Consider the following 25,278-nt stretch of genomic DNA (forward strand, 5'->3'; position numbering starts at 1 on the left):
ATTTACAGATAAAACTGAGAGTCTCGAGGCTAGACTACCTGATTATTTCTGTTGACTAGTTGAAGCTGCCTGTATTTTATGCAGCCACTGCGTTTGAGTAATCTGAAGCGAGTACTTCTCCTCCACTATTCTTCTTCCATTGGCACCCATTAAACGTCTCAATTCTTTATTTTCTAAAAGCTCCTGAAATGCCTGTTTCCATTCCTCCAGATTTGTAGGTTTGAAACCATTCTTACCCTCCTGTATAATGTCGTTATTGGCACCGACAGGACTTCCTATTACAGGAACACCACATCCCATGTACTGAATCAATTTATAACCGCACTTTCCAAGCTCCCACAGTTCATCTTTCAAAGGCATAACACCAATATCAAAATCTTGGATCATCTCTATTTCTTTATCCTCAGACCATTCCAAAACTTTCTCAATCCCTTGCAGCCCTATGCCGGATTTTCCGCCAACAATAGCTAGTTCAAAAGAGTACAAAGCACTCAGTTCCTCTAATACAGATTTAATAAGATTCAAATATTGTAATGTAGATGGGGATCCGATCCATCCTATCGTTATATTTTCATTAGCGTTAGCTTTGGACTTTATACGATACTTTGACGTATCAATAACAGTGGGAATAAAACTTACTTCCTTGGCTCCTGCTCTAACAGCGTAAGCCTTTAAATATTCATTACCAGTTACCACCAAAGTTGCGTATTTCATGACTTGGGCAATTTTATTACCCAAAGCAGCCCTAACATATTTGTTGGGGTGCATATCATAATTATGAAAAATCGCATCATCGTAGTCTACAATATACTTTACCCCTAAAAAAGATAGGATCCTTTCAACTGTCGCCGGTAAGTACGGGAACAACTCCTTTTCTATTACAACAATATCATACTTCCATATAGTGAATAACTGTAAAAGTCTGTTCAAGTAGCTTTTTAGAACCTTAAGCTTTGAGACTGGCTTCTTATTGTAAATACAATGTAAATAATCATCATTAAACAGAGGACTTACCTTACAGGCCACGCCATTGTGGTGATAATAAGGTAAATATAGGAAAGTCCTTAGCCTGCTGCTTGCACCTAGGCGGGTATACTTAGTAAAGAATAAAACTCTCAATTTAAATTTCTTAATGCCATAGTATAGGTTTTTATGCTATTTTCCAGACTAAACTCTTTTATACCTAAAGCCCTTGCCTCCTCCTTTAGAGTAGATTTATTATATACTTCCCCTATCCAACTAGCTGCACTTTGCAGGGATTCTTGCTTATGATTTTTTAGTACAAAGCAACATGATTTATTCTTCAATATTGCTTCAGTATCACCAATTCCAGCAGAAGCCACTACTGGTAAACCTGTTAAAAGGTACTCTCCTATTTTGATGGGTGCCACACCTTTCATCGAGAAGGAAGGCTGCCTTATTGCCAATGCAACGTCTGCAGCTGCTAAATAACTCGGTACCTCCTGAAAAGGAACACTTTTAACAAGAACCCTTTCATCTATAAATTTAGTGAAGGCAGAATTGTCTAAATAAGCTGTGTTACCTGTTAGGATCAACAGGTAGACATTATTCATCTGCGAAGCTACCTCTTGATAGATATGCATCATTTCAGAAACGCAGTATTGTGGACCTAAAGATCCGGCATATACTAGCATCAGAGCCTCTTCCGGAATGCCTAATGAACTCCTTACAACTGATCTGGTATGATTATCTTTAAAAAAGTTAATATCTCTGCCGTTGGAAACTGTAAAGAACTTACTTTTGATGGCAGGCATATTATTTGCCAAGAATTCAACGGTCGCATTTGTACGGGTAATAACCACGTCTGCCCTTTCAATAGCTTTAGTCTCAAAGGACTTGAGCAGTTTATACTGAAAGCCTCTCGGATTTAGCCCACTAAAGTCGACCCTTTCCTCTAAAGGCAAGCCGTCTGCATCAAAGATCATCTTCAAGTGACTATGCTTATGGAGCACGTTTAAAACCATAGCAGCCGGGAAAGTACTGCGGGGCATAACAATATTTATCTGGTGTTGCCTCACAAAATCTTGGAGAAACTTGGTGCCTTTATATAGTGTAATCAGAGAGCCCAGAAGCGGATGTGGCCTGCGCTGAACATGGAAATGAGCATAAGTAATACCCGCTGACTCACAAACTCTACTTAGATGAGCTACTTTCTCGGTGCTTGCCCAAGAAAATTGTATGATATAGATATTATAACTTCTTTTTAAGCCGACAAATATAGGAAGAAATAAGCCCTCTAAGTAGTTCACTTGTGGCCCATCCCAACATATAAATAGCAAATTCTTCTTCATTTACTTGAAAGCTTTCGACACAGCAGGTAGCTCTATTCCTTTCTTTGCAATTAAATCACTATAGAGATTTTCCAATTCCTCTACATACCTGCCGGCACTAAATTGGTTGTTTGCTCTTGCAAATCCTCTTTCTCCCATTTCCACCATTAACTGTCTGTTTGACAAAAGTGTGTTAATGGCATTAGCAATTTGCTCTGGATGATGGGCTTCTACCAATAAGCCAGTTTCATTATGTAACACAACATCTTTTAACCCCCCTACATTGGTCGCTATAACAGGTAACTTATGGAACATGGCCTCAACTGCAACAAGTCCAAAGGCCTCCATATGGGAGACTATGGCAAATATGTCCATAATTTCAAAAAAAGGATGGGGATCAGGCTGAAAGCCTGCTATAATCACATGGTCAGATAATCCTTTGTTAAGAATGTGCTGTTCTATCTCTTCCCTATCTGGCCCATCTCCAACAATTAGTACTTTTATTCTTGGATTTGACTTATGTAAAATTGATAACGCATCAATCAAATCAGTGAAGAGTTTATGGAAGTTGCGTAAGCGACCTACGCTTCCAATAATTATATCATCATCTTGGATTCCTAATGTATCCTTCAAACTCTGTACAGAATCTTTAGAAATTTGCACAGGAGGATAGATTCCATTATTTATCAGACGCAGCTTAGATTCCTTTATATTTGCAACATCTTTTAAATAAGAATAAACAGCAGGAGATACTCCTATAACCTTGTCTGATAGTCCTGATAGAAGCTTTAAAAGATAAGTTGCTTTTTTAGTTCTATTTTGTGGATCAGAAGTTTCTTCCAATACTATAGCAGGTACTCGACCTATATAACCCGCGATAGATGCCAGTAATACTCCTTCAAAAACTGCCCCATGTATTATATGGGGCTTGTAACCACTTATGACTTTTAAAACAGCTTTATAGCGGCTAAACCTCCAAACTTTATCAAGTATGCCAATCTCTATTAATTCAACGCCTTCTTCTTTTAGAGAATCGACGATAGGCCCGGTTGCACGAGTACATACAATCTTAAGCTCATATTTATTCTTATCATATAAGCGTGCAAAAATTTCTCTAGTTTTCTCCACTCCACCTGAATGGATCGACTCAATGCAGTGGAGAACTTTTATTTTTTTATTCATTCCTAAGCAGTATACAATGACATTAACTTTTCCCAATGGACTTTTGGAGAAAAATTAGTTTTTAGCAGTTCCTGACTCCGCTCACCCATTTTCTTTGCAGCCACTGCATCGATAGACAAAGCTAAATTTAGTTTCTCTAAAATATTACTTTCACTATGAGGGTTTAATAACCATCCGTTTACCCCCTCCTCTACCAGTTCTACTCCTCCTCCAACTTCTGAAACAATGCAGGGTAAGCCTGTGAGCATAGCTTCCATAATTGCATTACCCAATCCTTCTGAGTAGGAAGGCAGAACAAAAAAATCAGAATTCAACAAGAATGAGGACGGTTCATTAGAAAAGCCCACAAACTTTATATTATCTTCTAAATAGAGTTCTTTGGTCAAATCTGTTAAAGCTCCTTTTTCAGGCCCGTCGCCTACTATTATCAACTCACAATTTGATCCAGATTCTACAAGTGTAGAGAATACTCGAATAAATCTGTCAAGATTTTTAATCTTATCTAAACGACAAACAGTAACAAAGCGAATACGGTCACGTTGTTCTTCATTATCCCTTTTAAATTCTTTGTACTTAATTGGGTTATACACCACACTAATTTTTTCTCTAGTTGCCTCCCTTAGTCCTATCACTTTATTTGCAACAGACGCAGATATACATATAACCTTATCAGATAGACTATATATATACTTAAATATAAAACGATACCCTCTATTGTGATTAGGGAATCCGATTTCCTCGCTTATGCGCTTTGGTATCCTGGCTATATATGCCGCTAGTTGAGCATGAAAGTTTGCCTCCGCTCCAGATGTATGTACAACATCTGGTTTCAGCTTTTTGAAGAGCTTTACAAGAGTAACAATTAATGAAACATTAGGTATCTTAAAATCTTCCTCAAGACAAATAACTTGCTTTCCTAATAGCTCTATTTTCTGCGATGCCCATCCACCTTTTCCTAGTGCAATAAAGATTGTTTCAACACCTTCCGGACAGCTCTCTGCCACATTTACAAGTCTCTTCTCAACTCCTCCAAAATCTAATACGGTACAAACTCTGGCAATTCTCATGCAAAAGGAATAACATTTATGGTTTTTACTTTTAGTTCATCTAAACCCCTATTCAGAATCGATTTTTCCACCCATGAAGGCTGTAAATGAGGTATTGTTTTATTAGCTCCTTTATATATTTCCTATTTTGAAAATTTATGTCAATATGTGATAATAGCTTTACTCTTGCCTTCGCTTGATTAAAATAATATTCACTTGACTTACTTGAACTCATGCGAATGTTGCCTCTCCTAATCAAGTAGAGTATATCTTTGAGAATTATATATTCATCATTTTTTAGCCTTAGGGTTTGTATTCCATGCATAAGCCACTCTTGAGAGTTCTTCAAATCAATGTCAAAAGGAAGATTTTCCACAAACTTTTTTCTCCAAAGTGGCCCTCCAATAGGCCACATAAGTTCATTCCTTATATGATCCCACAAAGGGTCATCAGAGGATAACTTGCGAGACCATCTTTCCTCTAGCTCAAATGTTTCATTGTTGAAGAACCTACCATGAGAAAAACATACATTCAAACCAGGATTATCTTTAAAAGTGTCGATTTGCTTTTGAAGGGCATCAGGGTCTAATAAATCATCTGAATCAACCCACTTTATAAATTCACCTTTAGCGTTTTGAATTCCAAAGTTTCTACAGCTATTAGCACCTTTTTTATGATGTGAGGGTCTTTTAAAGAAAATTATACGCTCATCTTTTTTTCTAATGTGGTTTATTACTTCCTCTGTGTTATCTGTTGAGCCGTCATCCACAATAAGTAGCTCCCAATTCTTGTAACTCTGTCTTTGGATACTTTCAATGGTAGCTGTGATGATGTCACCTCTATTGAAAGCAGGTGTAACTATGGTAACTAAAGGCTTGTCTTCAACCTGTGTAGGATATAAATCTGTCATATTGAAAGGACTTGATCCTTTAGTATTCGAACTTGTCATTATTTTTTAGGAAGATCTGTTACTTACTTATATCTTCTGCTTAATTACTATGCTGAATTAGATTACTAGAGATTCTTTAATGAACTGTTTTTAATCTATTCTTAAAAATTTATCCTAAATAGTATCAGTGAATGGTTTTGCCCCATAATGAAATTTTATGTTTTCGACATTAATCACCAGGAGAATGTAGTAACGAAGGGAAAACACAGCTATTTTTTTCCAACTGGTTATGGCATAACGGTTGGAAAAAATATTTTTCAATTCTCCAAAAGGAGGTAAAAATATCAGCCGAACTAACTTTTTAAAGTGTGTGGAAACTTTAGACTTTCGCTTTTGGCTTAAGCCCGAAGAGATGCGTCTCGCCTTTCGAACTAAATCTCTTACTTTGTTTCTTGCGGGATGTTTGACTATAACCTCTGGTGCGTAAACAATGTTGAAGCCTTTTGCTGTTGCTCTTTGTCCCCATTCATTATCACCTCCTGAATACATGTTACTATTAAAAAGCCCAACTTCCTCGAAAACGTTACGACGAGATATCATATTTGCGGTAACCGCTCCCCCATCTTTAACATATAGATCCTGCCGAAATGCATATATTGTTTCGTAGGCTTCAGCCAGATTAGGTTTATCTGTTTGATAAAATAACTCTACCCTGCCTCCAATCCTGTGAATTCCTGGCCCTTCCTTAAAATACCTAATCGCATTTTCAATCCAATTTATATCAGGTATACAATCAGAATCTGTAAATGCAAGGATTTCGCCTTCAGATAATTTTATCCCAGTATTTCTGGCCGCATAAGATCCTCTTTCCTTCTCAACAATTATTCTGCAATTATCAGGTATATCAAGCCATTCAGGGATTTGATCATCTGAGGCATTATTGACCACAATAATTTCAATGAACTCTTTTGGGTATGATTGCCTCTCTAATGCCTGAAGACAAAGAGAAAGCCGATTCCAGTCATGGTAAGTAGGAATTATAATAGATATAGTAAGCGGTTTCACTTCTTTAGTCTTCTTTTTTTACAGTTAGTGAGTATCGAATCACAATAACATAAGTGGTAATGGTTCAACATTTTTGCCTATTGCGCTATCATTTTCACTACTTCAGACCACATGACTTTAGTCTGATTCTTCTGCTCTAAAGATTTTTCCTCTAATTTTATTTTAATTGCGTTAGACGAGAATGGTTCTAATATATATTTAATTTTGCTTCTTAGTTCATCAGTAGCCATATCTGTATATAGCATTCCTTCAGAGTAATCATAATCCTCCAAAAGCATTTCATACTTATGACTCCAACCAGTAGTTAAACAAGGGGTAGCTTGTGAAAGTGCACTGACAAGTCCATGGAATCTCGAAGTTATTACAGCTTTGCTATTTCCAATTATTCCTTTTACTTTCAAAGGGTTATCTTCTACTATTACAGGTATTGGTTGACCTATTTTTTTATTGACTACATCAGCAATTGCTTTATCTGATTCTCCTTCGTGTATCAAGAAGAATGGAGCAAAACCCTCTTCCCTAACTAATTCTACTACATTCTCTAATAAAGAAGGGTATCTTTCTTTTTCACCAGCATCTTTTACTTTTGCTATCATCTGAGAATTCGGAATTATTGCTACTTCATTTTTAGATGTTTCAAAGTAAGCAGGCACGTCACCTTTAATTAGATTAGTAAAATCGGGCCTTTGCTTAATATTTGTCTTTGTTGCCGATAATCCTAAGAGATGATCATAAGATATTTTGTCTCTTGCAAAAACTAAAGAAGCATGATCTATTATCAATTTCATCTTTGCCCTTAACTTTTCATCTTCAAAAGGGCCGAAAGCCTGTGGAAGAAGTATAACTTTTTTGCCCTCAGTCTTCCACCTAACTATATGATCCGCCAATCTTGATCCAGCTTTGTTAGCTCCCCATTTATCTCCAAATGCAAAACCAGACCCATCAAGAACTATCTGGATTTGATTTTCTTTAACATAGCCTCCTGCATTTAATAACGCGCTAGGAATAACTTTTTCCAGAATGTCTACAAGCTTTTTATGCCTAGAGAATCTAAATTTGGTTAGGATACCTAGCTCTCTTTGTTTGGCAATGGGAGCCCGGCCACTCTTTTCCATAACAAGCTTTGCATTGGGAAATTCTTTTTTTAATTCTTGTAGTATAGCATAAAGCATTAACTCAGCTCCTTTATTTACAAACTCGACTCCTCTCAATTCTATAAACATCTTCTTAGTTGTATCTTCTTATTTGAACTAATGGTCTTTTTTCTGAATAAGCTACCATTCCTTCTGAGTCTGGATATCCTAAACCTATACACATAATGGGTCTTTGATGCGGTTCTAGGTCCAGAAACGTCTCCATTTCTGTCTCCTTCTCTTCTATATCGGGCCAGTTTATCGGGCAGCTGCTTAGACCTAAGGTCTCTAGAGCAAGCATAAAAGACATGCTTGCTAAGGAAGCATCAATATAAATTACATGCCTGTCACGCTCATCAAAATAAGCATCCAGGTTACCAACAACTACTACAATTACGGGAATGGTATGACCATACCCTTTTGTACCCATTGGAATCTTTACAACCTGCTGTACAAGGGTAGGATCATCAAAAATTCTAAATTCAAAAGGCTGTCTATTACATGCACTTGGGGATTGATTTGCAGCTAGAATGGCTTTATCTATCAATTCCCTGGAAACAGGCTTTTGCAAAAACCATCTTACGGATCGACGTTGTTTTGTGAGTTTGAAAAAAGATTCAAAGGTTATATCGCTAATTTGTTCGGCACTTCTAAAGTAGGGTATAGATTTCAGTTCTCTAGATAAATCTTGTTCCAGAGTCGCCCCATTTAATATAGCTTTGAACTTTTCGTGGTTCTGCTTTACGACTTTATCTTCTCCAGATATTTCGAAATACTCAATCAATACATCTCGGAACCACTTGAGCTGAGGATTATTTGAATCATTTTTATTTGATTGCCATACGCCTCCAAAGGAATCAACTGTTTCTGATATGAAGTCTTTTGCAAACACAGCTCTCCTAGGCTTCATTAGAAGCCCCTTTTCAAGCCGGTGTGTGTTCCTTACTAATAAATAATAGTTTGATTTAAGTTTCTTGGCTTCTTTTTGATGTTTCAATCTACCCGCTAACACAGCTTGGTGCTCTCTCGAAAATTTTGTACTCACAATATAATACACACTTGAAAGCCACCTTGACCTATAGCAAAACTTTGGTAGCATTTCATTTACGAATACACTTTTAAGAGATTTACCTTTTCGTTTTAATTTATTGATCATATTATTTTATCCTTTGGCTTATAGATACCTAAACTCCTAAGTTGACTTATTATTTCCTCTTTCATCATTAACCAAACCACTATTATATATGTAAATAATAATACAACAGCACATACGATAAAATTAACACTGTATTCATGAAGTAAGCGAGAAGCTGCAAAAGCAATTAATGAAGCAAGCACTGGCACTCGCAATTCCTTTATGAGTTCTATTAAACTTAAATCAATTAACTTCTTTAAGAAATATTGTGCTATAAATACACTTAGGATTTTATTTAAAAGAATTGCACAAGCAGCACCTGTTATTCCGTAATAATGAATACCAACTACTATCGTTGGTACATATATTAATAATGTCTTAAATAACTGTATTCGCATCTCAAGTCCTGGTTTACCAAGACCTCGAATCAGAGAGGTATTACTGTTCACCATCATATGAACCATAACTGATAGGGCTAGAATCTTCAGGGGTATAATAGTGTCTACCCACCTGTTCCCAAAAATCTTTAAAACAAATGGTTCACCTAGTACAAAAATGAAAACCATGATTGGATAAACAACTAGGCTATTATACTTTACAACATTAAGGTAATATTTCTTTAGAGCATGAGAGTCATCTTGTTTTTGTCCATAAACCGGGTACATAACTTTGTTCATTATGCTCATTAGTTGACTTCTAAAAGTATCTGTAAGAACAAATGCTAAGGTATATGTACCTAAAGCTGAGGCACTCATTAGCTTTCCAATTAATAGGTAATCTATGTTGGAAGTTAAGTTATTAAAAACATTTGTACCAGTTGTATATATCCCAAAACCAAAGATGTCGCGAAAAGCCTTTTCCTCCCACATAAACTTAGGCGTCCAGCCTGTAGCTTTAAAATACAATGGCATTGCTATAATAAATGATGCCACAGAATTGAAAACAAGAGCCCATACTCCTGCTCCCAAAAGTGCTAAGGTTAAAGATAAGATACCAGAAAACAGTTTGGAAGCGTTACTAATGAAAGCAAGTTTTTTAAAGTTCATCGCTTTTACTAATTGCGCATTATGAACCAGATTTACCGGACTTGACAAGACTCCTATACTTAGGATAGGAATGATTCTTTGTAATGTCGGCTCATTGTAGAAGGCGGCAGCCAGAGGAGCAACCACAAAAGCTATTAAAAGGTACAAAAAGGAAGACCAAATTACTCCTGTCCAGAATGCTGTATGGTAATGTGCCTCTCTTAGATCTGCGTCCTTTTTCTGAACAAGCGCAGCCCCAATGCCTAACTCATTGAATACCTGTACAAAACTAGCAAAAACAGCAGCCATACCTACTAAACCAAATTGTTCAGGGTATAACAATTTTGCAAGTACTAACTTTATTAAGAAGTCAAATCCTCTGTTTACCACTAGTTGCACAGTATTCCAGAAAACCCCATTTGCAACTCTACCCTTAAGGGTTTTAGTATTCATGTAATATCTCCTGCAAAAATTACTCAAAAAGGTACTGAATTACTGAACTATCCACTCTTTTGAATTATCTACGAACTTTAAACTTCTCAACAGAAATAACACGGAGGAACAATAAAACTGCATATATATCTCCAAAAGTACCAAGTTTTTAATTAAGGCGTGTTGCAATAAGAACATACTTCTTGTATGCTTTATTATTTTTTGCTTACTCAAAGTTTATTCATCATAATCGACTTTATGAATCTTATTTAATGAAAAGCCCGCCAAAGAGCGGGCTTTTCATTAAATAAGATTCTCTCTCCTTTCGCTTATACTAACTTCATTTTTACTTCTTTTTAGCACTTTATATAAGTTTTCAACATCTGTAGCAACTTTATTTTTGCTAAAAATATCTTCCAGCCTTAACCTATTATGTTCTCTATCTTCTATAGAAAGTTGGCTGCAACCATACACTTTGAAATCTGTTTCCAGCTCAAAAACTAAAACTTTATTTTTTACAAAAAAATGGTATGCCGGATTTTTATGCGACATATAAATTCTTGAGCCTAAATACAGCATGGCTATTAAGTTGCCCATTCCCTGTTGCCTAAAATGGTAGAATATACCAACAGCGCATGTTTTTAAAATTTTTACATACTCCTCTCTATCAATGAAGCTGAGCAAGGGCTGGAACTGATTATCAAACAGTGATTTACCCTTAGTCACGACCTCTTCTGTATAAGTTTCATTGCCGCCGTAGCTAAGTGGGACGTAAATCTTAGAGTTACTTATCAAAGCCTTGCAGTCATTATGATTAAGTATATCAAATACATCTAAATGATTTGATTCAAATGAATTCGAATTACCTATCAAAATGTTTCCTGCATTCTTTGAGAGTACTTGAGATACTTTATTTGCCAAGTATTGATCAAGGCTACTCAAAGCACAGTGGACAAATGTCAGTTTATTAGGATAGTGTTGGGAAAACAAATCATAATCCTCTTTTATATAGGAGATACAATATGAAATTCTTTTTAGAGCCTGTATTTTAGTTGAGACATAATCGGGAGACTTATCTATGAATCTTGAGTAAAAACTCCTAATAAACTTGTTCTGCTTGAGTAGTACTTTTACTGCTCGACCTTTATCGAGCCTTGAAAGTAAATTGCTTGTTAGGGGAGCATATATATATGGCTTTATTTTCGGTAAGCCATAAATGTCAAAGCCCCATACATACCAACCAATAGTTAGTTCTTTCTTTAACTTTAGTATTGTTACAGCAAATACATGCTGTAATCCATGAAGTATAACTGCCTCAGGCTTGTATAAACTTACTAAAGCATTTATATCATCTACTTGGTAATCAAAATATAAAACATTGTCCCCACTTCGTCTTATATGTCTAAATTCTTCCGTTCCTTTGCTACAAAATATAACGAATACATTTTCATCAGTAATATCAAAGTTTTCAATTACTTGATCTGTAACCTTTTCATCAACAACAAAGTGAAAAATCATTACCCTTATCTTTTTAAAACTTCTATTACTCTGTTTATGTCTTCAAGAGAAAGATCATAGAACAATGGAAGCCTTATTAGGCATTCAGAATAATAATCTGAATTAGGTAATGCTCTGCCGTCATGCTTTCCAGAATAGAACTGGCTCTTATGCAGGCTTAAGTAGTGAAAAACAGCCAAAACCCCAGCTTCCTTCAACTTTGCCAACACAGTAGAACGTTGCTCTACATTTTTGCATACAAAATAAAACATGTGCGCATTATTAGTGGCATTAGAGGGTATAAAAGGAAGTTGGACATCATTTATATTTGCCCACTCTACTATTGCATTCCAATAAGCATACCAGTTTTCTTTCCTTTTAACTTGAATACTATCAATATTCTCTAACTGTGCCCATAGAAATGCTGCAATTACTTCGGAAGGTAAAAAAGATGACCCTACATCAACCCAGCCATATTTGTCTATCTCTCCACGAAAAAATGCAGATCTGTTTGTACCCTTCTCCCAAATTATCTCAGCTCTTTTCTCAAACTTAGGATCATTAATCGCCAACATTCCCCCTTCTCCCGAGATTATATTTTTAGTTTCGTGAAAAGAGAAGGCTGCTAAATGGCCAATCGAACCCAATGCTCTTTTTATACCATCTTTACCCGTGTAGTAGCTATCTATGGCTTGAGCTGCATCCTCAATCACCCAAATATTATATCGATTAGCTATATCTATTATTTTGTCCATGTCACATGCTACACCTGCATAATGTACTGGCACAATGGCTTTAGTTTTTTTTGTAATTAAATTCTCTATAATATCTTCATCAATTCCAGGATGATCTTTACGGCTATCTGCGAAAATTATTTTTGCGCCTCTTAATACAAAAGCATTCGCAGTTGATACAAACGTATAGGAAGGAATTATTACTTCATCACCTGGCTGAATATCAATAAGTATTGCAGCCATTTCCAGAGCATCAGTACAAGAAGTTGTAAGGAGGCACTTTCCAAAGCCATACTTCTCTTTAAAGAAGTTCTGGCACTGTTGTGTATATTTACCATTACCAGATAATTTTCCTGTATAGACTGCATCATACATGTAATGCGCCTCTTTACCTGTTAAATGTGGTTTATTAAATGGTATTTGCATTTTTTTAATTATTTCCAATAATGATAAATATATTCTACTCTTTTCTTAAAGTATCCATTCTTTTCATATAGAGAACAAGCGGGGAAATTATCTAACTGTGTTACAACTTCACAACTACTTACCCCGGAATTCTGGAAAAAAACATCAGCTTGATAAAGCAGTTGTGTTCCAATCTTTTTCCCTCTACAACTTTTATCAACTGCTATTAAACCTATTTTCCCAACAGAACCAATTTTTGATAAAGATATAAATCCTGCCTCCTTCCCAGTGTCATCTTTAGCAGCTATTACCCTGTCTGCTATTTGTTTTTTCACTGACCTATCCATCCAAGTGCGGTACATTTCTTTAAATTTGAAATTTAGCTTAGGATCAACCTTAAACCTAGAAAACTCACCACTCTGGATAGCCAAGTCCTCTAGCTCAGAAGTTAGAACTTCAACCTCTTCAAAGTTAATATTGAATTCAATGACTTGAGATACTTTCGGTACTTCTTTCTGGAAGGTCACTTTCTTATCATAAAGGACTGCCCCGTAATTATTTAAATCTGTTGACAACCTATCGTTATACAAGGTATCAGGTATAAATATATATATTAGATCTGCATCTATTTGCTTTAATCTCGATAAATCATTAAAACTGCAATCCTTTGATATATCACACCTATATATTTTTTTCTCGTAGAAATTCGAGTCCCAGTCTAGATGTCTAAGTTCCATTTCACTTTAATTGGCCAATCAAGTTAAGCAAATACTCTCCATAACCACTCTTCCTAAGTGGTTCAGCAATCTCTTTTAACTGGCTATCATCAATATACCCCATACGCCAAGCTACCTCTTCTATACAACCTATTTTAAGTCCCTGACGATCTTCTATCACTTGGACAAAAGTAGCAGCTTGCATCAGTGATTCAATAGTTCCTGTATCTAGCCAAGCAGTTCCACGATTAAGAAGTCCAACCTTTAGCTTACCTCTTCTTAAATATTCTCGATTCACATCAGTTATCTCATACTCGCCTCTAGGGCTTGGTTCTAGATTTTTAGCTATTTCTACAACTTCATTATCATAGAAGTATAGTCCTGGCACTGCGAAACTAGACTTCGGACTTATCGGCTTCTCCTCAATAGAAAGCGCTTTCATTCTTTGGTCAAATTCAACCACACCATAACGTTCAGGATCGTGCACGTGATAAGCATATATTACCCCACCCTCGGGGTCATTATTAGCCTGGAGTAATTTACTCATTCCACTCCCATAAAAGATGTTATCTCCAAGCACAAGGGCCACCTTGTCTTTATTTATAAATTCTTCCCCGATTACGAAAGCTTGCGCTAACCCATTCGGCTCCTGCTGCACAGCGTAACTAAAACGACATCCTATACTACTTCCATCTCCAAGAAGGCGCTCAAAAAGGGGAAGATCGTATGGTGTGGAAATAATAAGAATCTCTCTAATACCTGATAGCATAAGGGTTGAGAGCGGGTAATAGATCATTGGCTTATCATAAACTGGCATTAATTGTTTACTTATAGCCAAAGTTAATGGGTGCAAGCGAGTACCCGATCCCCCTGCTAGTATAATTCCTTTCATTTGGACTGAATAATACTTTATAAGAACACTATAATATTTATCAACTTATTTTATTTATGGTAGTCAATAGAATGTGTGACCATTTTAAAATACTTTAGGAACACCTATTTAACATAACACTTCTTGTATGACTCTAGACAACACCAAGGTAGGGCAAGCCACTTACTAAGCAATCATCTAATAACCAGTAACTAAAATAAATTTACTTTAAGCTTTCGACATTGTGAAGCTAACTTTCTACTCCGTTCAAGGACAAAGCCTCAGAAAGAACTGCTACCTTCCCCTTGTGGTTAGCTCCTTTTGTTAACTGTTATTGGTAAAAGCAATGTATATAAAAGTCGATGCTTAAATCTTTTATTACCTGTAGTGCTTAAAGATGATGAGTTTCGCTATGTATAACAAACCACTACCTAAGTGCATTGAATACATGGTTAATATAAAATAGTCTTTTAGCTTTATTTCCTTCCATGAAATGATGCCTCCATATGTACTCCAAAGACTTTTTAAATATATCTTTATAACAACCATATAACATATTAAAAAAGCCACAGGAACTTGCCAATAGAAATTAGCGTGTAGCATCCTCGGTCCACTTTCAGCCAATAAAAAGTAAATTACTAGAGAGGTCATAAGGAGCACTGATGCAAACTTGAAATCAAGCTTATTGACCATTACTCTAAAGTTCAAAGTCACGATAGTAATCAACAATGCAAAACTACTTAATATACTTATCAATGGGTTGTTTGCCCAGATTAACCAAACTTTAAAGGGAGCTAACGTGATTCCAGACTCATCCCCATTGTATGCCAAATTATCTAATTCACTATTATATATTAGTTCCTTTTGAACTAGAAGAAGAGCAAACACTAGAGCCATCAATGCAGAGATTTGAACAAATTTCTTATCAATCCTCTTTACCTCAATTAAATAAACCATTGGTAAAGAGGGTATTAATGCAAAAAGGAAGCTTGGTTTTGATAAGATTAACAAGACGCTCAAAAATAATACAAAAAGAATGTTTTTAAAGTGAATTCTCCGAAAAAGTTCTATGCTTTTTATAAACAATAATATTGCTATTGGAAACATGAATATTGTCGTAGAATTATGCCATATCGTTGAGGTAAACTTTCCCAGGTACCATCTAGAACCATCCCATGGATAAATTATAATCGGCCCTAAAAACATAAGTAGAAAAATTATTAAAGACCTAATGATGCGGCACTTGTTATTCTGAATTTTATCTTCTGCAATATAGTTCGCGACTATAAAGTATTTGTATGCCGAAGCTAAGGTAAGTACTATTATAGTAGAGATTTTGAAACCCGATGAGAAAGCTAAATCTAGAATATATATTGATAAATAGTATAAAGGAGGATTGGGGAAAGAGTTATGCAACACATATTCTTTAAGTAACTTAATATGTAACTGTAAATCTGTGCCAATACGCAGGTATATTATCGCATAAAAAATAAGAAAGCATACAATACAGTATATAAATAAGAAGATAAGATCAGCTTTTGACCTTTGAAGATTACTTTTTATTCCCCTTAATCGAGATGGTTTCTCGTCAACAGCTTTATATTTTTGAATTGTGGAAGTGCTTTGTGCAGAATGCATACTCTAAAGTGATAGTAATATATGTTTTGATTGATTCAACTCCTTTTCAGAGTGTTAATTTGTAGAATCCTACATCTGAACTAGATTAACAATTATAACTTTTACCAACGATGGTAGCGAATCTAGTTCTAACTAAACCTCACAATTCGAAATTTCTTTGTCATATTTTTGTATTTGCTCAAGTGAGCAGGATACATCTTTATCAATAATATATAATGGCCTATTTTTTACACCCTCAAATGTTTTTCCAACATACAGCCCTACCACACCAATTGTGACCAAAGTGCAGCCAGTCAGAAACCATATAGATATAATCAAACTTGCATAACCTAGAACCTCTATATCATTATTTAACCACTTGTACAGAGTGAAACCTACAAATACAAATGATAACAGAGCGATAAAAAGACCAAATTTGATTACCATACGAATTGGCTTGTCTGAAAATGCAAGCATTATATCTAATGCGAGTCTTAACAGCTTATCAAAGTTATAGTTTGACTTTCCTTGACTTCGTTCCGCATGTTCAACATTTATACTTGTTGTTTCAAAACCTACCCATTGTACCATTGTAGGAAAGTACCGAATGCTCTCTCTTAAACTTTTTACAGAAGAAATAACTTTACTATTGTAGATGCCAAAGTTTGCAACACTTTCATCTTGATGTGTTCCGGTTAAGTATCCTAATGTTCTATAAAATATTTTAGAAAACATTCTTTTTACTAATCGGTCTTTTCTTTCGAACCTTCTTGCAAGAACTACATCAAACCCTTCACAAGCTTTTTTATAAAGACTAGTAATCTCTTCCGGTTTGTCCTGTAAGTCACAGTCCATAACCACTATCCATTCCCCTCTGGCAATATCAATACCCGTTGTTATAGCATAATGCTGCCCAAAGTTTCTACTTAACCTAATTGCTCTGACTCTTGGATTCGCATTAGCGATAGCAACCATTTTCTCCCAAGATCTGTCCGGACTACGGTCATCAACCAAGATAATCTCATAATTGTCTGTAATGCTCTCTACAGAAGAAGATATTCTAGAAACAAGTTCTTCCAAAACTGCTTCAGCTTTATACACTGGACTAATCACCGAAATATGAAAGTTGTAGTAATTAGTCATAGCTTCGCTGTTATAATAGTACCAATAAATATAAATATTAGCCCCACAACTTTTCCTATGGTGAGGTTTTCATTTAAGAAAATGACCCCAACTACAAGAACTATAGCAGGCGCTAAACTCATAAATGGATAAGCCTTTGTGATTTCAAACTTCGTCATTGCTGCCATCCAAAAAAGTGAGGCTATGAATGCAGAAGCAAAACCTGAAAAAATGAAGGGATCCAATAAAGCATTTACAAGAAAGATCAACTTATTAGCTAAGGTTTCAGGTAGAACACCTTTTTGACCTAACCGCCACTTGAGTATGATTTGACCATAAACTGTAAAAATTATCGTACCTACTATGTATAGATAAGGATTCATTATTACTAATATTTATTCAAACAACTAGAATTATATAAGCTATTTGCATCACATAGAATCTTTAAACCTGGCTAAAATATAGAAAACGAAAAGCCTATAATTTGAAATCGGGTGATACATACTGTTTAGGGAAAGTGTACCTTCTTATGATGCTACTATCTAACTCTGCTTTGCCATATATAAGATAGCAGTTCCCCTTTGTCTCATAATTGATTTTAAAAGATCCTCTTCTACAGAAGTTAATAAACAAGTACATAATATTACTTAAAGTCTTACACTTACCGGTGCGTGTACTGCTGCTCGTAGTAGCTCTGGTAGTTGCCCGAGGTCACGTTCTCCAGCCACTCGGGGTTCTCCAGGTACCAGTCCACCGTCTTGCTCAGGCCCTGCTCAAAGGTCACCGACGGTTTCCAGCCCAGCTCGTCCATCAGCTTAGAGGAGTCGATGGCGTAGCGCAGGTCGTGGCCGGCGCGGTCTTTCACAAACGTGATCAGCCTACGGGAGTGGCCCTTGTCGCGGCCTAACTTCTCATCCATCTGGTCGCAGAGCAGCTCGATCAGGTCCAGGTTCTTCCACTCGTTCACGCCGCCGATGTTGTAGGTATCGCCCAGCTTGCCCTCGTGGAAGATCAGGTCAATGGCGCGGGCGTGGTCCAGCACGTAGAGCCAGTCGCGCACGTTCTCGCCCTTGCCATACACCGGCACCGGGCGCTCGTTTTTGATGTTGTAGATCGCCAGCGGAATAAGCTTCTCGGGGAAGTGGTTCGGCCCGTAGTTGTTCGAGCAGTTGGATATTTTGATCGGCAGACCATAGGTATGGTGCCAGGCCCGCACGAAATGGTCGGAGCTGGCTTTGGAGGCCGAGTAGGGCGAACGCGGATCATAAGCTGTCTCTTCGGTGAACAGTCCCTCTTCTCCCAGCGAGCCGTATACTTCGTCGGTAGAGATGTGGTAGAACAGGTGCTTGCTGAGGTCATCCGCCCAATGCTTTTTGGCCGCGTTCAGCAGGTTCACCGTGCCGATCACGTTCGTCTGCACGAAGGCCAGCGGGTCGGAGATAGAGCGGTCCACGTGCGACTCGGCGGCCAGGTGGATCACGGCATCAAATTTATAGGCAGAGAAGATTTCCTCCAGGTAAGCCGCATCCACGATGTCGCCCTTCAGGAAAGTATAATTCTCCCTATCCTCGATGTCCGACAGGTTCTGCAGGTTACCCGCGTAGGTCAGCTTGTCGAGGTTGTAGATCTGGTAGCCCGGGTACTTGGTAACGAACAGGCGCACCACATGCGAGCCGATAAAGCCGGCACCGCCCGTAATCAATATTTTCTTTTTCAACTGTTTAAATTTGGAAACCAGTTTATATCTTTTCAGCTATACACTTCTTAAAAGCTGCAAACGACTCACTTTCTTTATCTTTGTCCGAAACAATGATTTCAGCAGATGGTATTTTCCAATCTATTCCTAGATCCTGGTCACTGTATAAAACACTTCCTTCTGACTCTTTATTATAATAGCTATCACACTTATAGAAGAACTCTGCTTCCTTACTAAGCGCTACAAAGCCATGAGCAAAGCCTTTCGGCATGAAAAGTTGCAGCTTGTTTTCTGCTGACAGCACCACTGAATAGTGTTTTCCGAAGGAAAGCGAGTCAGGCCGCAAATCCACTACCACATCCAGTACCTCTCCTTGTAATACCCGTACTAATTTTGCCTGTGCATGGGCACCTCTCTGAAAATGAAGCCCTCTTAGGACGCCATAAGTAGAAAAAGATTGGTTATCCTGCACGAAATGCACATCGGAAGCAATCAGTCTATTGAACTTTGCTTCATTAAAGCTTTCATAGAAATAACCTCTATTGTCTCCAAATATAGCAGGCTTAATAAGGTAGCACCCGGGGAGAGGTGTATTGATAATTTCCATTAGAATACTTTGTATACTTCTTTTATTACATTAATTGCCGACTCAGACAGTGCCAGCACTCACACCAGGTATCCCTGCCTCTTTTGCATTTGGAATACTTAGTGCAATTTTATGCAGAGGCAAAGTTACCTTTAACCTTTTACATTAGCAGCATTCCCTAAGAAAATATCATATCTTTAATAGAATGACAACATCAACCAGGTTCTTGCTACTTCTGAGCATTTATGCATGATCATCTTCATTGTCTTTACAATGCAAGTTGCTGTCTTGAAAAAGCAGGAACCGGCTCCAACCACTCTTACCCCCCGAAACAAGTTCGGTATCTAAGACTTCTCCAAGGAAGGGAGCCTTAAAAGCTGTCGTTCTTCTTTAAGAGAAAACAAACTCAATTCCTCACCGCAATCATCAACCCCAGCTCCTTATACCTCATCCCAAACCGCTTGGCAATATGCGCATTTGTGAGGCTACCTTTGTAAATGTAGACCCCGCTGCGGTAGTGCTCGTTCATGAACAGCACCTCGTTGATGCCGCCATACTTGGAGAACTCGGTGAAGATAGGCGTGAAGATATTAGAAAGTGCCTGCGAGGCCGTGCGTGGTACACGGGAAGGGATGTTGGGGACGCAGTAGTGAATGATATCATACTTGCGGAAGACGGGGCGGGAGTGGGACGTGATCTCGGAGGTCTCGAAGCAGCCGCCCTGGTCGATGCAGACGTCGATGATGATGGAACCGGGATTCATCTGGGCCACCACGCTCTCTTCGACCACGCAGGTGATCTGCCCCTCATCGGCCACGAAGGCGCCGATCACCACGTCGGCCTGCTTGATCTCGTTGTACATGATGGCTTTGTCGAGGGTAGAGGTGAAGATCTGCGCTCCCACGTTGTGCTTCAGGCGGCGGAGTTTGTAGATGTGGTTGTCGAACACCCGCACCTCGGCACCCAGGCCCAGTGCGGCGCGGGCTGCAAACTCGGCCACAGAGCCGGCACCAAGTATAACTACCTTGGTTGGAGCCACCCCCGTAATGCCCCCCAATATAATTCCCTTGCCCTCGTTGCTGCTACTCAGGTATTCGGCGGCCACCATCATCACGGTGCTGCCTGCAATCTCGCTCATGGCACGCACCACGGGCTTGGCGTCTGATTTATCCCGGATCAACTCAAAGGAAATGGCATTGATCTTCTTGCGGAGCAGGGCGTTGATGTAATCAGAGGTCAGGTTACCAAAGTGCAGAGCTGAAACCAGTGTCTGGCCCGGACGCAGGTATTCTATCTCGTCGTAGGTAGGGGGAGCGATTTTCAGGATGATGTCCGCTTCGTATACTTCGTCGGTAGAGTAAACAATACGGGCACCCGCCTCAGAATACTCGTTGTCGGAATATTTGGAGGGGCTTCCTGCACCTGCCTCTATCTGGATGCGATGCCCCTGATCAGTGAGTTGCTTCACGGAATCCGGCGTCAGGCCGATGCGGTTCTCCTGGAACGACGACTCCTTCGGAATGCCGATAAACAGGCTGCGACGCCTGTCTTCCACCGCCAGCATCGACTCCTTCGGGTACAAAGCCTGGCTTGTCGCTATCTTCCCAAACTCTACGGCGAACTTCTCCGTCATACTTTATTTGTTTGTAAACGTTATTAAGTCCCCCTTTGAAGGGGGACTTTTTCCTGAAATAGTTAATCTCAGCTGTACCAGGTTCACTTTGTCGCCCCCCTACCCCTCAGAGCTGCGGTCGCTACCTTCGAACTCGCGTTCTCGGTAGTCTAAAGAGGGGAGTCTGTCATTGCTGCTGCTAAAGTATAAGTTTTATAGCCGCTGTCCTCGCACGGACAGGTCGCGACCTGTCCCTACAAGTATAAACCCGCCCCACCCCCTCCCAGGAGGGGAATAACAACTTTCTAACCTTCTAACTTACAGGCTTTCTAACTCCCCAATTCTCTAACTCCTAAACTCCCAAACTCTCAAACTCCTCTCCTTCCCTTCCGCATCAGGCTCTAGCTCTACCAGCAGGTAGTGCTCCGGCAGCAGGTTCGGTATCAGGGAGGGCCACTCGATCAGGCATAGTTTGCCAGACTCGAAGTATTCGGGCGCACCTATGTCCAGGGCCTCGCGCTCTTCGTTAATCCTATAAAAATCAAAATGGTAAATTAGTTTCCCATTTTCCCCTTCGTACTCGTTTACAAGGGCAAAGGTCGGGCTGCTCACGTTCTCTTGAACCCCCAGCTGCCGGCAAACCTCTTTTATAAGCGTGGTTTTGCCGGCGCCCATCGGCCCCTCAAAAAGGATGATAGGCTCCGATGCCGCCGCCTCTAAAAGCACAGAAGCCGCCGCTGGCAAGTCTTCCAACGACGACATCCTGATGTGTGCCCGCTCAACTCCTGTATTAAACATTCTTCGGTGTCAGTGTGATAAACGGTATGATCATCTCCTCCAGCGACACGCCCCCGTGCTGGAAGGTGTCTTTGTAGTAGTTCACGTAGTAGTTATAGTTGTTCGGATAGGCGAAGAAATAATCCTCTATCGCAAATACAAACGTAGTGGAAACATTGGCCTTTGGCAAGAAAAATCGCTCCGGTTTGCGCACCGTAAACACATCTTTATCAGTGTAGCCCAGGTTTTTACCGTGCTTGTAGCGCAGGTTGGTATTGGTATTCCTGTCGCCAATGATCTTGAATGGCCTTTTTACCCGGATGGTGCCGTGGTCGGTAGTGATGATGAGGCGGCCTTTTTTCTCGGCGATAGCTTTTAAAGTGTCGAACAGCGGCGAGTGCAGGAACCAGGATTTGGTGATGGAGCGGTAGGCCGACTCGTCCGGAGCCAGCTCGCGCACCATGTTGCTGTCGGTGCGGGCATGCGAGAGCATATCCACGAAGTTATACACGATCACGTTAAGCTTGTTGTTGTCCAGATTGCTGAACTTGCCAAGCAGGTCGCGGCCCGCCTGCACGTTGGTGATCTTGTGGTAGCTATGCTTGTCGGTGATGCGGTTCTGCTGGAACTGCAGGTCCAGGAGCTCGGCCTCGTGCAGATTCTTGCCCTCCTCCTCATCGTCGCCTACCCACATATTCGGGTATTTCTTGGCAATCTCGGTAGGTAGCAGGCCTGAGAAAATAGCGTTACGGGCATAGGCCGTGGTGGTCGGAAGGATAGAGTAGAACATCTCCTCTGAGTCCACGGAGAAGTATTCCGAGATGAGCGGCTCGAGCACCTTCCACTGGTCGTAGCGCAGGTTATCGATCAGGACAAAGTATACCGGGCGGTCACTCTCCTTCATCATCGGAAACACGCGCTGCTTAAACAGCTGGTGCGACATCAGCGGGGCCTCCTCATCGCCGTTCATCCAGTCCTCGTAGTTATCCATGATAAACTTGGCGAAGTTGGAGTTAGCCTCATCCTTCTGCATGTTGATCACGTCGGCCATACTTTTATTCTCCGTCTCGTCGATCTCCAGCTCCCAGTACACCAGTTTTTTGTAGATATCGGCCCACTCCTGCTGGCTCAGGCGCTCGCCGAAAGCCATGCCCAGCTGCCGGAAATCGCGCTGGTAACTCATATTGGTCTTCTCGCTCACCAGGCGCTTGTTCTCCAGCACCTTTTTAACCGACAACAGGATCTGGTTCGGGTTCAGGGGCTTGATCAGGTAATCGGTGATCTTGGAGCCGATAGCTTCCTCCATGATATGCTCTTCCTCGCTTTTGGTGATCATGATCACGGGCACGGCGGGGCGTATGGTCTTGAGCTCATTAAGCGTCTCCAGGCCACTGATGCCGGGCATGTTCTCATCGAGAAACACGATGTCGAAATTGCGGTCGCGGAATTCCTCAATGGCGTCGGCGCCACTGTTAACCGGCGTGATGTCGTAGCCGCGGTCTTCCAGGAACAGGATGTGCGGCTTGAGCAGGTCGATCTCATCATCGGCCCATAAAATATTGTATCTTTGCATAGTATTTATTTCGTTGCTGGATGTTTGCTATTGGTTATCGGTCTAAACGCCGTGATTCAATTTGTTAAACGGCTGAACAGCGCAGTTGTTAACTCTTGGAGCTGATGCAGTTTACTGCGCAGAATTTATCATCCCCCACCCCCTTCCATGGGGATGAAGGCACTATCAGGAAGAACACCTGGTTCTGCCGCAAGATTGTATCTTGTGGCCAAATTTGGGGCCAGTTTTGAACTGGCGTAAACATTAATAAATCGTGCAAGTTAAAAACTAGCCTCTTTACCACCACAAGTTGAAAACTTGCGGTATATATACCTGGTTAGTTAACCTACATCCAAATCACTGGTTTTGTGAACAAGAAAAAGATCTTCAACGACCCTGTTTACGGCTTTATCACGGCCCCGACAGAACTTATTTTTGATATCATCGAGCATCCGTATTTCCAGCGCCTTCGCCGCGTAAAGCAGCTGGGGCTTACGGAGATGGTATATCCGGGTGCGCTCCATACCCGATTTCATCACGCGTTGGGCGCCATGCACCTGATGGACACGGCGCTTCAGACCCTGCGCAGTAAAAATAACGAAATAAACGATACCGAATACGAGGCCTCGCTTATCGCCATCCTGCTGCACGACGTGGGGCACGGCCCTTTTTCGCATGCCCTGGAGACGGCTATCTTCAAAAATGTGCATCACGAGCACCTCTCGCTGCACATCATGCACCTGCTAAACGAGCACTTTGGCGGAAGATTGGCCTTAGCGATCGATATTTTCACAGATAATTACCACAGACGCTTTTTCCACCAGCTTGTATCGAGCCAGCTGGACGTGGATCGTCTTGATTACCTGAACCGCGACAGCTTCTATACGGGCGTTTACGAAGGTAAGATCGGAGCCGACCGTATTATTAAGATGCTGGATGTGGCTAACGACAAGCTGGTGGTGGAGGAAAAGGCCATCTATAGCATCGAGAACTTCCTGGTGAGCCGCCGCCTGATGTACTGGCAGGTGTACCTGCACAAGACCGTGATCAGTGCCGAGAATATGGTGCTGCGCGTGGTGCAGCGGGCCAGGGAGCTGATGCAGCGTGGCGTGGATGTGCCGGCAAGTCCCTGCCTCCGCTTCTTTCTCTCTTCTGACCTGACGATGGATGACTTTAAGCGCGACAAAAGTATATTGAGCCGCTTCGTTTCCCTCGACGACCACGACATCTGGAGCGGTATAAAGGAGTGGGCTATGCACCCGGACTTTATACTTTCATACCTGGCCCAAAGTATACTGAGCCGCAAGCTTTTTAAAGTGTTCATCTCTGCCAAACCCATAGATCCGGACATGATGCTGGGTATAAAGGAGCTGGTGCAGGAGAAATATAACCTGGAGGAAGAGGAGGTAAAATACCTCATGATCTCAGGCAAGATTGGCAACAACGCCTATGACGTGGAGGGCCAGACGATCGATATGCTCACCAAATCGGGCTATGTGGTAGACGTAGCCGAGGCCTCTGACCTGCCTAACATTCGCGCCCTGAGCTATAAGGTAGAGAAGCATTTTGTCTGTTATCCTAAGGAAGTGGCGCATTTGTAGTGACACATTAGTTCCAACCGCCCCAGCCTTTCAGAAACTGTGTATTCTAAGCACCTCGCGGTGTCCGGAGGTCCCGCGAGTATCTGGCTGCTATACCGGGTCCAACCACCCCTACCCCTCCCCCGGAACAAGTCCGGGATCCAAGACTTGTCTAAGGAGGGGAGCCTGTCATTACTGCTGCTAAAGTATAGGTTTCATAGTTGCTGCCGTTGCGCGGACAAGTCACGACCTGTCCCTACAAGTATGAAACCGCTCCTCCCGAGAGGAATTGTCACCCCACCCAACCCTCCCCTA

The 25,278-nt window shown here is 40.3% G+C and carries 22 protein-coding genes; 1 reads left to right on the forward strand and 21 read right to left on the reverse strand.

Annotated elements, in window-relative coordinates; all coding sequences use genetic code 11:
* Nucleotides 1-42 precede the first annotated feature (42 nt).
* The 21 genes from OH144_RS12400 to porX form a co-directional block, all read right to left on the reverse strand.
* A complete protein-coding gene (locus OH144_RS12400) occupies nt 43-930 on the reverse strand; it encodes a glycosyltransferase family 4 protein (RefSeq protein ID WP_266202557.1) in 888 nt (295 codons plus the stop codon).
* Between the two features lie 185 nt (nt 931-1,115).
* Complete coding sequence (locus OH144_RS12405) at nt 1,116-2,312, reverse strand: glycosyltransferase (RefSeq protein ID WP_266202558.1); 1,197 nt, start codon at nt 2,310-2,312, stop codon at nt 1,116-1,118.
* Complete coding sequence (locus tag OH144_RS12410) at nt 2,313-3,473, reverse strand: glycosyltransferase (protein ID WP_266202559.1); 1,161 nt, start codon at nt 3,471-3,473, stop codon at nt 2,313-2,315.
* Nucleotides 3,474-3,475: 2 nt separating this feature from the next.
* Nucleotides 3,476-4,540: a glycosyltransferase family 4 protein gene (locus tag OH144_RS12415; protein WP_266202560.1), complete on the reverse strand. Its 1,065-nt coding sequence runs from the start codon at nt 4,538-4,540 to the stop codon at nt 3,476-3,478.
* Nucleotides 4,541-4,592: 52 nt separating this feature from the next.
* On the reverse strand, nt 4,593-5,429 hold the full coding sequence (locus OH144_RS12420) for a glycosyltransferase family 2 protein (RefSeq protein ID WP_266202561.1): 837 nt from the start codon (nt 5,427-5,429) through the stop codon (nt 4,593-4,595).
* A gap of 153 nt (nt 5,430-5,582) precedes the next feature.
* Nucleotides 5,583-6,473: a glycosyltransferase gene (locus OH144_RS12425; RefSeq protein WP_266202562.1), complete on the reverse strand. Its 891-nt coding sequence runs from the start codon at nt 6,471-6,473 to the stop codon at nt 5,583-5,585.
* Nucleotides 6,474-6,550: 77 nt separating this feature from the next.
* Nucleotides 6,551-7,696 carry a polysaccharide pyruvyl transferase family protein gene (locus OH144_RS12430; RefSeq protein ID WP_266202563.1) on the reverse strand — a complete coding sequence of 382 codons (1,146 nt, stop codon included), beginning with the start codon at nt 7,694-7,696 and terminating at the stop codon, nt 6,551-6,553.
* A gap of 4 nt (nt 7,697-7,700) precedes the next feature.
* The gene (locus tag OH144_RS12435; RefSeq protein WP_266202564.1) at nt 7,701-8,762 is read right to left on the reverse strand and encodes a nitroreductase family protein; all 1,062 of its coding nucleotides are present in this window, start codon (nt 8,760-8,762) and stop codon (nt 7,701-7,703) included.
* Complete coding sequence (locus OH144_RS12440) at nt 8,759-10,219, reverse strand: lipopolysaccharide biosynthesis protein (protein ID WP_266202565.1); 1,461 nt, start codon at nt 10,217-10,219, stop codon at nt 8,759-8,761. Before OH144_RS12440 ends, OH144_RS12435 begins: the two co-directional genes overlap by 4 nt.
* Nucleotides 10,220-10,501: 282 nt before the next feature.
* Nucleotides 10,502-11,716, reverse strand: coding sequence for a TDP-N-acetylfucosamine:lipid II N-acetylfucosaminyltransferase (locus OH144_RS12445; RefSeq protein WP_266202566.1), 1,215 nt, complete (start codon nt 11,714-11,716; stop codon nt 10,502-10,504).
* Nucleotides 11,717-11,721: 5 nt separating this feature from the next.
* A complete protein-coding gene (gene rffA, locus OH144_RS12450) occupies nt 11,722-12,855 on the reverse strand; it encodes a dTDP-4-amino-4,6-dideoxygalactose transaminase (RefSeq protein ID WP_266206339.1) in 1,134 nt (377 codons plus the stop codon).
* An 8-nt stretch (nt 12,856-12,863) separates the two neighbouring features.
* A complete protein-coding gene (locus tag OH144_RS12455; RefSeq protein WP_266202567.1) occupies nt 12,864-13,409 on the reverse strand; it encodes a GNAT family N-acetyltransferase in 546 nt (181 codons plus the stop codon).
* Between the two features lie 163 nt (nt 13,410-13,572).
* Nucleotides 13,573-14,442: a glucose-1-phosphate thymidylyltransferase RfbA gene (rfbA, locus tag OH144_RS12460; protein ID WP_266202568.1), complete on the reverse strand. Its 870-nt coding sequence runs from the start codon at nt 14,440-14,442 to the stop codon at nt 13,573-13,575.
* A 357-nt stretch (nt 14,443-14,799) separates the two neighbouring features.
* A complete protein-coding gene (locus OH144_RS12465) occupies nt 14,800-16,059 on the reverse strand; it encodes a hypothetical protein (protein ID WP_266202569.1) in 1,260 nt (419 codons plus the stop codon).
* A gap of 132 nt (nt 16,060-16,191) precedes the next feature.
* Nucleotides 16,192-17,181: a glycosyltransferase family 2 protein gene (locus tag OH144_RS12470; protein ID WP_266202570.1), complete on the reverse strand. Its 990-nt coding sequence runs from the start codon at nt 17,179-17,181 to the stop codon at nt 16,192-16,194.
* Entirely contained in the window at nt 17,178-17,543 is a 366-nt protein-coding gene (locus OH144_RS12475) for an EamA family transporter (protein WP_266202571.1), read from the reverse strand. The genes OH144_RS12470 and OH144_RS12475 overlap by 4 nt, the downstream gene beginning before the upstream one ends.
* Before the next feature lie 278 nt (nt 17,544-17,821).
* Nucleotides 17,822-18,877 carry a dTDP-glucose 4,6-dehydratase gene (gene rfbB, locus OH144_RS12480; RefSeq protein WP_266202572.1) on the reverse strand — a complete coding sequence of 352 codons (1,056 nt, stop codon included), beginning with the start codon at nt 18,875-18,877 and terminating at the stop codon, nt 17,822-17,824.
* 22 nt (nt 18,878-18,899) lie between these two features.
* On the reverse strand, nt 18,900-19,463 hold the full coding sequence (gene rfbC, locus OH144_RS12485; protein ID WP_266202573.1) for a dTDP-4-dehydrorhamnose 3,5-epimerase: 564 nt from the start codon (nt 19,461-19,463) through the stop codon (nt 18,900-18,902).
* A 385-nt stretch (nt 19,464-19,848) separates the two neighbouring features.
* A complete protein-coding gene (locus OH144_RS12490; protein WP_266202574.1) occupies nt 19,849-21,075 on the reverse strand; it encodes an alanine dehydrogenase in 1,227 nt (408 codons plus the stop codon).
* A 324-nt stretch (nt 21,076-21,399) separates the two neighbouring features.
* Nucleotides 21,400-21,852 (reverse strand): tRNA (adenosine(37)-N6)-threonylcarbamoyltransferase complex ATPase subunit type 1 TsaE, encoded by a 453-nt coding sequence (gene tsaE / locus OH144_RS12495; protein WP_266202575.1) that lies wholly within the window; start codon nt 21,850-21,852, stop codon nt 21,400-21,402.
* A complete protein-coding gene (gene porX / locus OH144_RS12500; RefSeq protein ID WP_266202576.1) occupies nt 21,845-23,404 on the reverse strand; it encodes a T9SS response regulator signal transducer PorX in 1,560 nt (519 codons plus the stop codon). The genes tsaE and porX overlap by 8 nt, the downstream gene beginning before the upstream one ends.
* 347 nt (nt 23,405-23,751) lie before the next feature.
* Here porX and OH144_RS12505 point away from each other — a divergent pair, with 347 nt between their 5' ends.
* Nucleotides 23,752-24,984, forward strand: a complete 1,233-nt coding sequence (locus tag OH144_RS12505; RefSeq protein WP_266202577.1) for an HD domain-containing protein — start codon at nt 23,752-23,754, stop codon at nt 24,982-24,984.
* Nucleotides 24,985-25,278 lie beyond the last annotated feature (294 nt).

This window comes from Pontibacter kalidii (genome assembly GCF_026278245.1).
Classification (GTDB): domain Bacteria; phylum Bacteroidota; class Bacteroidia; order Cytophagales; family Hymenobacteraceae; genus Pontibacter; species Pontibacter kalidii.

Bases quoted from the DNA above. Each gene is read 5' to 3' on its own strand.
- OH144_RS12405 (WP_266202558.1), bottom strand. From the start codon at position 2,312: ATGAAGAAGAATTTGCTATTTATATGTTGGGATGGGCCACAAGTGAAC.
- OH144_RS12410 (WP_266202559.1), bottom strand. From the start codon at position 3,473: ATGAATAAAAAAATAAAAGTTCTCCACTGCATTGAGTCGATCCATTCA.
- OH144_RS12415 (WP_266202560.1), bottom strand. From the start codon at position 4,540: ATGAGAATTGCCAGAGTTTGTACCGTATTAGATTTTGGAGGAGTTGAG.
- OH144_RS12420 (WP_266202561.1), bottom strand. From the start codon at position 5,429: ATGACAGATTTATATCCTACACAGGTTGAAGACAAGCCTTTAGTTACC.
- OH144_RS12430 (WP_266202563.1), bottom strand. From the start codon at position 7,696: ATGTTTATAGAATTGAGAGGAGTCGAGTTTGTAAATAAAGGAGCTGAG.
- OH144_RS12435 (WP_266202564.1), bottom strand. From the start codon at position 8,762: ATGATCAATAAATTAAAACGAAAAGGTAAATCTCTTAAAAGTGTATTC.
- OH144_RS12440 (WP_266202565.1), bottom strand. From the start codon at position 10,219: ATGAATACTAAAACCCTTAAGGGTAGAGTTGCAAATGGGGTTTTCTGG.
- OH144_RS12445 (WP_266202566.1), bottom strand. From the start codon at position 11,716: ATGATTTTTCACTTTGTTGTTGATGAAAAGGTTACAGATCAAGTAATT.
- rffA (WP_266206339.1), bottom strand. From the start codon at position 12,855: ATGCAAATACCATTTAATAAACCACATTTAACAGGTAAAGAGGCGCAT.
- rfbA (WP_266202568.1), bottom strand. From the start codon at position 14,442: ATGAAAGGAATTATACTAGCAGGGGGATCGGGTACTCGCTTGCACCCA.
- OH144_RS12465 (WP_266202569.1), bottom strand. From the start codon at position 16,059: ATGCATTCTGCACAAAGCACTTCCACAATTCAAAAATATAAAGCTGTT.
- OH144_RS12470 (WP_266202570.1), bottom strand. From the start codon at position 17,181: ATGACTAATTACTACAACTTTCATATTTCGGTGATTAGTCCAGTGTAT.
- OH144_RS12475 (WP_266202571.1), bottom strand. From the start codon at position 17,543: ATGAATCCTTATCTATACATAGTAGGTACGATAATTTTTACAGTTTAT.
- rfbC (WP_266202573.1), bottom strand. From the start codon at position 19,463: ATGGAAATTATCAATACACCTCTCCCCGGGTGCTACCTTATTAAGCCT.
- OH144_RS12490 (WP_266202574.1), bottom strand. From the start codon at position 21,075: ATGACGGAGAAGTTCGCCGTAGAGTTTGGGAAGATAGCGACAAGCCAG.
- tsaE (WP_266202575.1), bottom strand. From the start codon at position 21,852: ATGTTTAATACAGGAGTTGAGCGGGCACACATCAGGATGTCGTCGTTG.
- porX (WP_266202576.1), bottom strand. From the start codon at position 23,404: ATGCAAAGATACAATATTTTATGGGCCGATGATGAGATCGACCTGCTC.